The organism is Streptomyces sp. NPDC058637 (assembly GCF_042717325.1).
GTDB lineage: Bacteria > Actinomycetota > Actinomycetes > Streptomycetales > Streptomycetaceae > Streptomyces.
In genome coordinates, this window is record NZ_JBHXRD010000008.1 from 1 (window position 1) to 11,962 (window position 11,962).

At 70.6% G+C, this 11,962-nt stretch carries 3 protein-coding genes; all 3 read right to left on the reverse strand.

Features of this window, described 5'->3' with window-relative positions:
- Nucleotides 1-101: 101 nt before the first annotated feature.
- Nucleotides 102-560, reverse strand: coding sequence for a hypothetical protein (locus ACFWVP_RS09880; RefSeq protein ID WP_384495166.1), 459 nt, complete (start codon nt 558-560; stop codon nt 102-104).
- On the reverse strand, nt 550-7,425 hold the full coding sequence (locus tag ACFWVP_RS09885) for a polymorphic toxin-type HINT domain-containing protein (protein ID WP_384495168.1): 6,876 nt from the start codon (nt 7,423-7,425) through the stop codon (nt 550-552). The genes ACFWVP_RS09880 and ACFWVP_RS09885 overlap by 11 nt, the downstream gene beginning before the upstream one ends.
- A gap of 218 nt (nt 7,426-7,643) precedes the next feature.
- Nucleotides 7,644-11,909 (reverse strand): LamG-like jellyroll fold domain-containing protein, encoded by a 4,266-nt coding sequence (locus ACFWVP_RS09890; protein WP_384495170.1) that lies wholly within the window; start codon nt 11,907-11,909, stop codon nt 7,644-7,646.
- Nucleotides 11,910-11,962 lie beyond the last annotated feature (53 nt).

An 11,962-nucleotide genomic window follows, 5' to 3' on the forward strand; every position in this document is an offset into this window, starting at 1 on the left:
GCTCCGCGGTGACGCGGAGCGGGGGGCCGGGTCGCACAACCGGGTCGTAAGGCCGGGGTCGTACGGCCGGGGTCGTACGGCCGGGTCGACGGCGGCGCTCGTCAGACGGTGGCCGCCGGGTATCCGTGATGGGCGCCACCGGGTACGAAGACCCGCCAGGCCTCCATCGTCCCCGAGCAGTCGGGGAACATCGTGAGCCGGAAAGCGGGCGCCCAGCTCACACCGAGTTCACCCGCGTCCCCGACGGCCACCCCGCCGACGGTGGGGCGCAGCTGCCCGAGGACCCCGTTGAGTGTGGCCGCACGGGCGTCGTACACCATGCGGAACTCGTCGAAGGCCCGGGCCCCGGCCCCCTTCTGCGCGTACCTCATGTCGGCGGACCCGAGGACGGTCCTGCCCTCGTGCACGATCCGGAAAGGGCACTGCGCGTGCACCATGACCGTCTCGCCCGAGGTGCCGGCGAACTCGATCACGCCCATGTCCGCGGCCCTGCCGACCGAGCGGACGACAGCTCCTTCCAGGAGTCCGGTGATCGCGTCGGACGATGTCTCAGCAGCCACGGAACAACCCCTTTCCTTCCTCGATGATGCGGTGGTAACCGTAGCCCTGGCCGGTGATCCGCTCGTGCAGTATGCGACGCTCGGCCGGCGTGACATCGCGTCCGAGACCGCGCTCGATCTCCTTCACCGCGTCCTTGAACTCCCTGTTCTCGGCCTGGTTGCCGCGCGGCGCGTGGTAACCGTCGTCGTCGAGGTCACCTGAGTCCCAGTCGCTCTCGAGATCCTGCAGACCCTTCTCCCAGTCGAACCCGCCGTCGTCGTTGTGTACGAGGAGCGGGGTGGTGCCGGCGACGACGTAGTAGGTGTGGATGTCGTCGATGGTGAGGTCGTGCGTGCGCCGGTGGTCACGGAACTCCACGGTCCTCTCGACCTCGGCCGTGCCACCGTCCACCGTGCGCAGCGTCATACCGGCCCTGAGGTGTCCGGCGTCCACCCAGGCGTCCTCGGAGGGGGACCAGAAGGGGTGCGTCGTCGTCGAGGTCAGCGCCTGGGTGCTGTGGTCCCCCTTGCGGGAGACCGTGAGGTCGACGAAGTCCTTGTCGTCCTCGGTGATGATGGTGGCGACCACCGTCCGCGTCGTGGTGAGCCCGCTCTCCGGGTCGGTCACCACGATGTCGTCGCCGATCCTGACGTCCTCGATGGGCCGCGTGGACCCGTCGGACATCAGGACGGGCGTTCCTGGGGTGAAGCTGTGCCGGCCGCCCCCCGCGAGACACTGGATCGGAATCGAGTCGGTCTTCCTCAGGGCTGCCTTGAAGCCCTTGAAGACCACCTTGGCTCCCTTGCCGAGCAGGCCGGTACCGGCTGCTACGGCCGCGTCGATCGCCGCCGCCTTGCAGGCGCTGCCGGAGCCCTGGGCGCAGCCGATGTAGTCGTCGACGCCCAGGACCTCCAGAATGCCCGGACCGTTCTGGTCGCCGAACCAGCCGAGTTTGCCCACCGCACTGCAGAATTCCGAGCCTGAGGCCTGCAGGTTGCCGCACCGGGCCCGTGCCCAGTTCTGCACGTTGTGCTGGTAGTCGAGGCGCTCGTGGTAGTACGGGAAGTGCTCGGCCAGTTCGGCCTGGGTCGGGACGTAGACACCCTGGATGGTGATCGAGTCGCCCTTGGGCCGGATCACGATCGGCTTCTTGCCGTAGGTGCCGTTGCTCCTGGCCTTCTTGGACATCTCGACCGCGGTGTCGTAGCAGGCCGACGTCCGCTGGCAGTTGTTGGAGCCGAAGCCGATGACGCCGTCGGTGTCACCGTCCACACCCGCGCAGATGCCGTCCGCGCCGCCGCCGGGTGCTCCGTGGATACAGCCCAGTCCATCGGGATCGCTGAAGGTGACCGGGCTGTTGTTGCTGTAGGCGTAGCCGTTCAGCGCCTGTGGATCGTCCGGTGTGAGCAGGGGGTCCACGGAGACGAACCGGCCGGTCGCCGGGTCGTACTCACGGGCGTCCAGGTGCTGCAGCCCGGTGACCTCGGAGTCGTCCACACCGCCGACGAATCCCTGCACACCCGGCCAGGCACTCGGGCGCGTGCCCCGTACGCCTCCGAAGGGGAGCGTGCGCCGCTGGGTCAGCACCTGGTCCCCTGCACCGACAGCCAGTTGCCCCGATCCCTGATGGTCGGCGAAGGTGAAGGAGACGGATCCGTCGTCCTCGATCACCGCTTGGTGACCGCCGCCGAGATCGATCGTGCGCGTCGCCTTCGGGACGGTACTGCCCTTGGCGACGGTGATCCGGGTCGCGCCGAGGTAGAGCGTGCTCTCCTCGGCGGTGCGGGCGACGAGCCGGTTTCCCTCGGCGTCGTACAGGTACTCGGTGATCTTGTCGGAACCGCCTTCCACCGGCTCGGTCACCTTGGCGAGACGGCCTTCGGCGTCCCAGTCGAGCCGCTGGTCCGTGCCGGCCAGGGTGCGCACGGTGGTGTTGCCGACGGCGTCGTAGGCGTAGGAGTCCCGCGCGGTGCCGCCCGGCCCGCTCTGGGTCACGGAGAGCACGCCGTGGGGGCGCGGCGATCCGGGCTCGGGGTAGGCGTAGGTGCGCACCGTGTCCTTCGCCGCGTCACCGGCGATGTCGTGCAGCGTCTCGGTGCTCCGGTTGCCCACCTTGTCGTAGGTGTACGAGTGCCAGTAGGGCGTGGGGCCTCCGACGGTGTCCCCGCCGGGGGCCGCGGCGCAGGTGCTCGTGCCCTGGGTCCAGGCCGTCGTCATGCGGCGCAGGTGGTCGTGACCGAAGCACTGGGTGTCGGTTCCGGACCGGGAGACGTCCGCGACCGACAGGACGTTGCCGGCCTGGTCGTAGCGGTAGGTGTTGTGGCGGTCGACCCCTGGTACGTCCTCCCGGTCCACTCGCGCGGTGGCCAGGCGCTGGGTGCCCCATTCGTAGGTGTTGGTCGCCCAGACCTTCTTGCCGCCGTTGTCGGAGAACTCGTGCTGCAGCGGCTTGCCGGTGAGGCCGTGGACGGTGACGGCGTCGAGCCCCTGGCTGCCGCTGAGGGCGATGAGCCGCTGTGTCTGGTCCTCGTAGGTGAACGCCACAGTCGTGGCGGGCAGGGAGCCCGCTGCCGGGGAGCCTGTCGTGCGCACGGATCCGTCGACGTTGTAGGCCGAGGCCGACAGGTAGGTGCCTGCGAGCGCGCCCTCGTTCTCGGGAACCGTGACGGTCGAACGCAGCACCCGGTACAGCCGGTCGTAGGCGACGATCCGGCTGGTGTACGCGTCACCTCCGACGTAGCGTGTCGATTCCGCGAGGTGCCCCTTGGCATTCTGGACGGTGTCGTAGGTCCACCGGGCCCTGAGCGTTCCGGTGGCGCTCTTCTCCCTCAGTTCGGTCTGCCGCCCGAGTCCGTCGTAGGAGTAGTGCAGATCGCTGTCCCGGTCGTCGGAGACGGAGACGGCCTGGCCGCGGTCGTCGTACGCGGTGGCGCCGGCGCCCTTGTCCGGGTCGGTCGTCGCGGTGAGACGGCCGAGCACGTCGTAGGTGTACGTCCAGCTGTTCCCGGCGGGGTCGGTGAGCTTCGCCAGCTCACCGCGCGGGCTGTACGCGTAGCGGGTGGTGTCGTACGCGGCCTCCGCGGACCGCGTGTGGTGCTGGCGCAGTTCGGTGATCTGCCCGCGGGCGCCGGTCAGGGTGGTGGTCGCCGTTCCGCCCTCCGGGGGGACGACCGTGGTGCGGTCGCCGCCGTAGGTGGTACGGGTGGTTCCCAGCACCGCGCCGCCGTCGCCGTTGCCCGCGATCTGCTCCGTCACGGTCGGACGGCCCGTGCCGTCGTACGAGGTGCGGGTCTGGGTCTCGACCGCGAGTGCGTCGGCGGGCTTGAACAGGGCTTGTGACGGCGCTCCCGTGGCGTAGTAGGTGTCGAAGCTCCTCGCTATGAGGCCGCGTTCGTCGTAGAGGACATCGGAGATCAGCTTGCCCCCGCCGGGGCCCGGCTTCTGTGTCTGGCGCTGCCGCAGGAATCCGTCGTACAGGCTGTACGCGGCGACCTGGCTGCCGTTGGTGCCCAGTGCCTTCGTGACGACGGCGACCGGCTTCCCCTCCGTGATCAGGTAGGCGAACTCGTAGCTGGGCGACAGTGTCGTCTGCCGGTCGGCGAGCCAGACCTTGGCGGACCGGCCGAGCGCGTCGTAGGTGAAGGTCGTGACCTTCCCGTTGGCGTCGGTCTGGGTCAGCGGCAGCCCGCGCAGAGGATCGTGGGCGGCCGAGCTGGTCAGCGCCGTGGTCGCGTCACCGGACCGGGCCGGGGGTGTGGTCGTGTCCGTCTTCGTCACGAAGCCGGTGGCCGGCGTGCGGACCGTGGTCGTGGTCCGCCCGTCCGTGCGCGTGGTACGCACCGGTGCGGCGGTGCCCGTCACCGTGACGTCCGCTGTCAGGTCGGTGCTGGACAGGACCCTGCCGTAGGAGTCGAAGGTCGCGCCGGACTCCAGGTAGGTGGCCGTGGAGCCGTCGTGCTTCTTCAGCAGGGCCGTGGCGGTGACGTCACCCCTGGTGGGCGCCGCTCCGTAGGCTCCGCCGTCGTACGCGGAACGGACGTCGGCGATGACGTCCTTCGTACGGTCGGCGGGGTCGGCGCATGCCTTCGCGACCGTTTCGACCTGCGCGGGCCGGTTGAGGATGCCGGCGGTGCCGGCGGCGGTATAGGTGGTGCGGGTACACCGGTTGTCCGCCGCCGTGGAGGTGTCACCCGAGTCGTCGATCCGGATGACGCGTCCGGCCACGGTGTCGTACGTGGTGGAGCTGGCGGTGGTCCGCCAGGACGCTCCCGCCCCGTTGTCCAGGGACGTCCAGGAGGTGCTGCGCCCGGCACCGGTGAAGTTGGAGGTGACGGTCCCCCAGTCCCGCGTCTTGCTCCCGGTCTCGTGGCGCCAGGGGCGGTTGACGCTCCTGGTGAGGACCTTGCCGCCGTTGCCGGAGTAGCTGACGGTCTTGTAGGCGAAGCCCGCGAAGGCCTCGTGGTCGGTGATCGGGTCACCCTCGCCGTCGCCGAGGGTGACACTCACGTCCTTGGTACCGCCGGCCGGGGATCCCCGGTCGCCGTCCATACCGCGCAGGAAGTAGGAGTCGGTCTGCGACTTCATGGCCGCGTCCCCGCCCTGGCCGCCGGTCTTGACGCGCACCTGTCCGTAGCCCCGCCACTGGGACCACGTCTTGGACTTCTCCTTGGTCAGGCCGTCGTCGTCGTCGTAGTGCCAGGCGGCCGGGCCCATGTACTGGTACGCGGTGACCTGGTCGGGTGCGCCGCCGGTGCGGTCGGTCGCCGTGACGGACGACACGACGTACTTGTTGAACCAGTGGATCTCGGGGTCGACCGTGGAGCTGCCACCCATGTACTGCGGGAAGCACCGGGTGGTGTTGGTGTGCGGGGTGGGCGGTGAGGCCGGGTCACAGGCGGGGGCGGAGTAGTCGACGTCGGTCTGGCCGCCGTGCTCGTCGGCGATCGTGGAGAGCCGGTCCTTGATGAACGGCGCGTAGCCGTCACCGGTCCGGTCGAGGCGGTTCTCCAGCTGTGTGTAGGCGAACGTCGTCTTCGGCAGGGTGATCGCGGGGGTGGCGGTGTGGCCCGTGTGCTGGATCGAGTCGAGCAGCAGCTGGTAGTCGATGTCCGCCATGCCCCAGCGGTGCTGGAGCTTCCAGGAGTCGACCTTCTGGTACGCGCCGGCGGCGTCACGGACCTGCGTGGTCACCTCGGTGAGGCGCTTGCGCGTCCAGAACGAGGGGGAGAGACGGCCCTGGTCGCAGTCCTTGCCCTGCTCGCAGTTGAGGTCGTAGGGCGTGTCGTACCAGTACGCGTGGTCGGTGGTGACGGACGAGCAGGTGGTCAGGGCATCCGGCAGACAGCGCTCGGCGTTGCCGAAGGTCACCTTCGCGAGGGCGGGGGTGGTGTACACCGACGACGCCTTCAGGCCGTACTGGATCTCGTCGAGGTATCCGCCACGGGTGTACCGGGTGTCGTCGGCCGCCTTGAGGTTGCGGCCGTAGGAGTTCTTCTCCTGGACGTAGGTGTAGGCGATGGCGTCGGCGCGCGGGTCGACCACGTAGTCGAGGTTCCAGCGCCAGGCCTGCTGGCACCACGAGTCCGCGAAGGCCGCCGCGTGGCAGGGCTCCCCCGCGTCGTCGCCGAACACCGGCACGGTCCACGCCGATTCGGTGGTCTTCCTGCCGTCGCTCCAGCCGGGGAGACGGTGGTAGCCGAAGTAGTACTGCACTCCGTCGGGGTCGGTCAGACGCCAGTACTCGCCGTTGTCGTCACCGTTGCCGCGGTCCGCGGAGGTGAGCCGTGCGATCCGGGTGCCGTCGTCCTGGCGGAGTCTGAACTGGTCGGAGCCGACGGGGACCAGCTCGCCGCCCTTGCCGTTGAAGCTGATGAAAGCGTTGTCGTAACCCCAGCACAGGTCGCCGGGCTTCATGCCGTCACTGTTCTCGGCACCGTCGTCGGCGCACGGCTTGTAACGGCGCTCGATGTAGCCCGGCCACAGGTCGAAGCCGCTGCCGGCCCAGGAGGACTGGTTGTTGGTCTCCCCGGTCCGGCCGTCGACCGATCCGGAGGAGTAGCCGAGGCCGATGCTCGGCTTCAGGCCGCCCGGTACGTCGGGCACCGCCAGGTCGTAGGACCAGCCGAAGTCACCGGTGTTGAGGTCGGTCTGCCAGGTCGCGGACGGGGAGAGCGGGGTCGCCTTGTAGTCGCCGGTGACCGCCGTGTCGTCGGCCACGGCGGCCAGCACGGTCGGTCCGGCGGCGGCGACCCGCACGGACGGGGCCGTGAGCGTGCCGCGCTCCGTGTCGTTCACCGTCTCGACCGGCGTCCGGGTGCGGCAGCCCGAGGTCTCCGGGGTCGTCAGGGCACAGGCCGGGAGCCGGACCAGGGTCAGCCGGGCACCGTAGGCGCCGCCGTAGGCCTGCGCGATGTCGCGGTAGTCGACCCGGACCTGCGCGGCGCCGTCCGTGAAGTCCTCGCGCCCGGGGGTGAGTGCGAGGAGCAGCCCGTCGACCGCGGCACGCCGGGTCTCGTCGCGCCCGGACACCCGGACGCGGACACGGCCGGCGGCCGGCTGGGCGGCCTTGGCCACGCGGGCCGACGGGGTCTCGATCGGGCCGACACGCACCGGAAGTCCGCCGGCCCGGGAGGGCGCGGCCGCCTTCGCCCCGGCCTGTGTCCGCCGAAGCGTCACCTCGGCCGAACCCGCCTTCGGCCACGCCTCCTTGGGAGCGGTACGCGGCGTCCTCGGCCCGCGCTCCACTGTGCGGGCCTTCGACTTCGTGACGGCGGAACCGGCCACAGGCCGCTCCGCCTCCGGGAGAGCCGGCCGGCCCCGCCCGTCGTCAGCCACCGCTCCGGAGCCGTCGGGGGCGACGACCCCCTGGAGCAGTGTCGCGGTCATGACGACGGCGAAGGCCAGCGCGGCCCGGCGTCTCCACCGACCCGCCCGTCCCTTTGATGACGATTGCCTCATTGTTCCCCTCGGATCCGCTCGCGCCCGGCCGCACGGGACAGGACCCGGCGGTACTGGGCGGTTGGCCTGGTGCAGAAACGTCGCGGCGTCGGCCGCGACGGGGTGCCGGCCCGTGGCCGATGGCGACGGGCCGGCACCGTTCCCGGTCAGTCGGTGCCGGGCACCTCGGTGGCGACTCCCGGCATGCCCAGCGACAGATGGGCTATCTGCGATTCGCTCAGGGCGCCCTGGAACGTCCACACGTCGTCGATCCCGCCCGGCCAGTGGTCACCGACGGTCGATCCGGTCTTGCTCCGCCCCAGTTGCAGGGACTTGGTCGCGGTGAAGGCGGCCGTGTTGGCGGCCCAGGACACCTGATCGCCGCACGTGGTGTCGTCGGGGCTGCCGTCCCCGTCGGTGTCGGCACAGGCGACCTGTTCGAGCTGGCCGTTGACGTAGAGGAGTGCCTGGTCGGCGAAGCCGTCGTAGACCAGGGCCACATGGTTCCACTCGGTGGCGTCGTAGAACTGACGGTTGTTCACCGTCACCGTGGTCGCCGTCGTGGAGTCCGCGCCGGGTATCTGGATCTGCCAGCTCCCCTGTCCGGCCGCGGGGTCGGCGTCCGGCACGAAGCGGACCGCGAAGGCGCTCCGGGCCGCGCCTTCCGCTGAGATCACGGTGGCGGGCCGGCCGGGTGCGGCGGCAGCCTGCGCCCAGGCGGTGACGGTGTAGCTGGCACCGGTGTCCACCGGTACGGCCGTGGTGGCCGCGTAGTCGTCCACGCCGTCGAGGATCAGCGCCGCGTCGTCGACCCAGCCGGAGCCGACGGCCGCCTGGCCGCCCAGTGTCAGGGCGGGGGCGCCGCTCACGGCGTTCGGAGAGGTGACGGGCGTCCCGGTGGCGGAGTCGAGCAGCCAGCGGGACTTGATCAGGGGCCGCTGCTTGAAGAGCTGGCGCACTTCGTCGTCCGTGACGGTGCGGTCGTACAGCTGTACGTCGTCGAGGTCGCCCTGGAAGAAGTTGCTGAACCCGCTGGTGTAGCCGGAGGCGCCCAGGGTGACGGATCCGGTGGCGAGCCAGGGGGTGGTGAAGGGCTGGGTGGCCTTGAGGCAGCCGTTGACGTAGAGGCGGATCTGCTGGGCGTCGATGTCGTAGACGCCCACCGCGTGTGCCCATTCGCCCGTGGCGGCCAGGGGGCACTTCGGGTCGCTGGTCGCGGTCTCCACGGCCCGTACGAGGGGTGCGTCGGCGGTGTCGGCGGTGGCACGCTGGAACACCCAGCCCGTCGTGGAGTGGTACAGCTCGAAGCCCCGGTTGGCGGTGCCGTTCTGATGGGCCGCCACCATGGCCCGGTTGGGTTTGTCCTTGGGCAGGCGGGCCCAGGCGGAGACGGCGAAGCTCTGGTAGGTGTCGATGACGGGACGGCCGGTGGTGGCGTGGTCGTCGGTGCCGTCCAGCTCCAGGCCGTTGCCCGCCACACCCGGCACGCCGGTCTTCGCGCCGCCCTTCAGTGTGGCGTCGATCTGCTGGGCGCGGCCGGCCACCGCCGTGGCGTCGGCGTCCTCGTCCAGGGGCCACACGGCTTTGGCGGGCCGGTTGGTGTCCACCGGCTGCTTGGTGTGCAGCCGGGTCACCTGGGCGTCGGTGAGCTGGTAGTCGAACAGCTGCACCTCGTCGAGGTCACCGGGGAAGAAGTTCTCGGTCGTGCCGAAGTGGGAGGCCGCGCCCAGGATCGTCTTCCCGCGGGCGTCCCACGGTCCGGTGAAGGGGGCCGTGCCGACCTGCTCCCCGTCGACGTACAGCTTCAGCTGCTTGCTCGTGTTGTCGAACACCCCGACCAGGTGGGTCCAGACCCCGAGCCTGCCGCTCGCGCACTGTGTGTCGCCGGCCGGGCAGGCGGGCTGCACCGCGCGCACCGTCGTGCTGCCGGGTGCGTCCGTGGTGTGCCGCAGGAACACCCAGCCGCCCAGGGCCGAGGAGTGGTAGATCTCGAAGCCGCTGGTGTTGTGCCCGGCCTGGGACACGGCGACGGTCGCGGCGTCCGCCTTGTCGGCGGGGAGCCTGGCCCACAGGGACACCGAGAAGCTCTTGGCGGTGTTCAGCACGGGCGAGACGGTCGCCGCGTGGTCGTCCACCCCGTCCAGGTGCAGGCCGTTGCCGGTGACTCCGGCCACTCCCGGCTGGGCTCCGCCGGACAGCCCGGCCTTCCAGTCGCCGCCCTGTCCCCGGACGGCGGTGGCTCCTTCGGCCTCGTCGAGATTCCAGCTCAGCCGGTCCGGTTGTCCGGCCCGGACCCTGAACTGGTAGGTGCGGATCTCGCTGCCGTTGCCGGCCGCGTCGAAGGCCTGCGCGGTGATGAAGTTGACACCGGGCCGGGTCGGCATGAATTTCATGGTCTTCGCCCCGCCGCCGGAGGTGGTCAGCGTGTGCTTGCTGCTCGGATCACCGTTGACGCCGAACCAGTACCTCGTCACGTCGGCGGAGGACGAGTCGACGGTGAAGGTGCCGTACCGTCCCACGCCGTCCAGCCAGGGATCCTGCGGGTCCTCGGGGTCGGAGGGCGGGTACTGGCCGGACGTGATGGACGGCCCGGCCGGCACGGAGGTGTCGTAGACCGTGTTGCAGGCCGTCGCGGACCCCACCCACGACCAGGGGGACCACTGGGCACTGTCGTTGGAGCGCGCCGACCAGCCGATGGTCCTGTTCTTCGGAATGCTGCTGGGCAGGGAGAGGGCGAAGTCCGAGCCCGAGGCCTTGTAGGTGGAGGCGGCCGAGGTCCAGCGGCTGGTGAAGCCCTTGCCGTCCCCGGCGTCCCACGAGGCCTCGAACTGCACCCGCACCCGGTCCTTGTCCGGGTCGGTCACGTCGTTGGCGCGCAGCGCCGGCAGGATCCGCACCCGCTTGGCCGCACCCGGCTTGCCGCACGCGCCGCCCGGGTCCTGTGTCAGTTGGGACGTCTTGATCTGCGCGGGCGGCCGGTTGTAGTTCACCCGCAGGAACGCGTCGTCGGAGAACCGCTTCCAGGTGTACATGTCGGTTTCGCTGGTGGCGCGCATGCCGAACGTGAGGGTCGACCACTTCCCGGCCGCCGCCTGCGCCACCACGCTCTTGACGTCGAACTCCGCGTCGGCGGCGGAGCATCCGTCGTATCCGTAGGCGAAGCTACGGCTCTCGATGTGGTCCACCCAGAAGCCGTCGGCGTTCTGTGAGTTCCAGGTGGTCGAGGAGTTGATGCCCTTCGTCCGCCACAGCTGGACCTCACGCTTCTCGCACGAGGCGGCGTGCGTCTCGCGCACCACGAACTCCGCCGAGAGGATCGACTTGCCCGCGAACCTCGACGTCGGGATCTGGTAGAAGAGCCGCTTGGTGTCGTACGGCTTGCAATAGGCCCACCCGCAGTATCCGAGGCCCGCGTCCGGGTCCCCGTTGAACTTCCACTGCGGCGAACTCGCCCAGTACTTCGACGCCATCGTCCACGCCGACGTCTTCGGCGAGTACCACTGCGGGTCGATGAACACCGGGTAGACCGTGTCGTCACCCGCCAGTACGTCCCTGTCAGGCGTGAGGACGAGCTCCTCGCCCCCGGCCGCCACCTCCACGCCGACCGGGGCCAGCTGCCCGGATTCCCCCGCGCCCGGCTCGTCCCGCGCCCCGGCCCCGGGCTCCTGGCCGTCGGCCTGCCTGGACCGTGCCGCCGCCCCGTCACCCGGACTGGAGTCCCACATCACCGGCTCCGCGGCTTCGAACACGGGGGTGCCCGTGCTCTCGTCGAGTGCGGCGATCCCGCCCGCGGCCGTCTCCCGCACCGTCACGCCGTCGGCTGCCAGTCCCATCCGCAACTCGGCCAGTTCACGGCTTTCCGCGGCCTCGGCGGATCCGACGACCAGCAGCTGCGTGAAGCCGTCCTCCTGGGCACCGAGCCTCAGGTCCACGTCCGGAAGGATGTCCGCGTACGTCGCCGTGTCGCCGTCCAGCGTCGGTTCCGGTACCTGTCCCGGCCAGCTGAACTCCAGTGCGCGACCGGCACGTTCCAGACGCACCAGCGGCCCTTCGCCACCACCGGAGAAGGACAGCCCCTCGGAGGTGGCCTTCGGCTCGACCGTACCGTCGGCCGTGACGGCCAGGGTCGTGTCGATCGCCACCCAGGCGCCGCCTACACGCGTGCGGACCGGACGCAGGTACTCCCGCGCCTCCAGCCTTCCCTCGGGCGTGGCGAACACGTCGCGGCTCTCACCTCGCGCGGAGGTGACCTCGACCTTCCTGCCGACGCGTCCGGCCTCCGCCAGCGCCTCGTCCTCGGTCAGGCCCGGACCGGCGTCGTCACCGGCCTCGACGGCCGGGCGGGACACCGTGTCCGGCGCCTCCGCGCCGGCCTGCCCGACGCCCGCCACCGAAACCATGCCGGCCACCAGTGCGACGGCGAGCGTCAGCACCCCTGGTCTACCGGACCCCTTGTGCACGCGGGCACGACGAAACATCCCCCAGC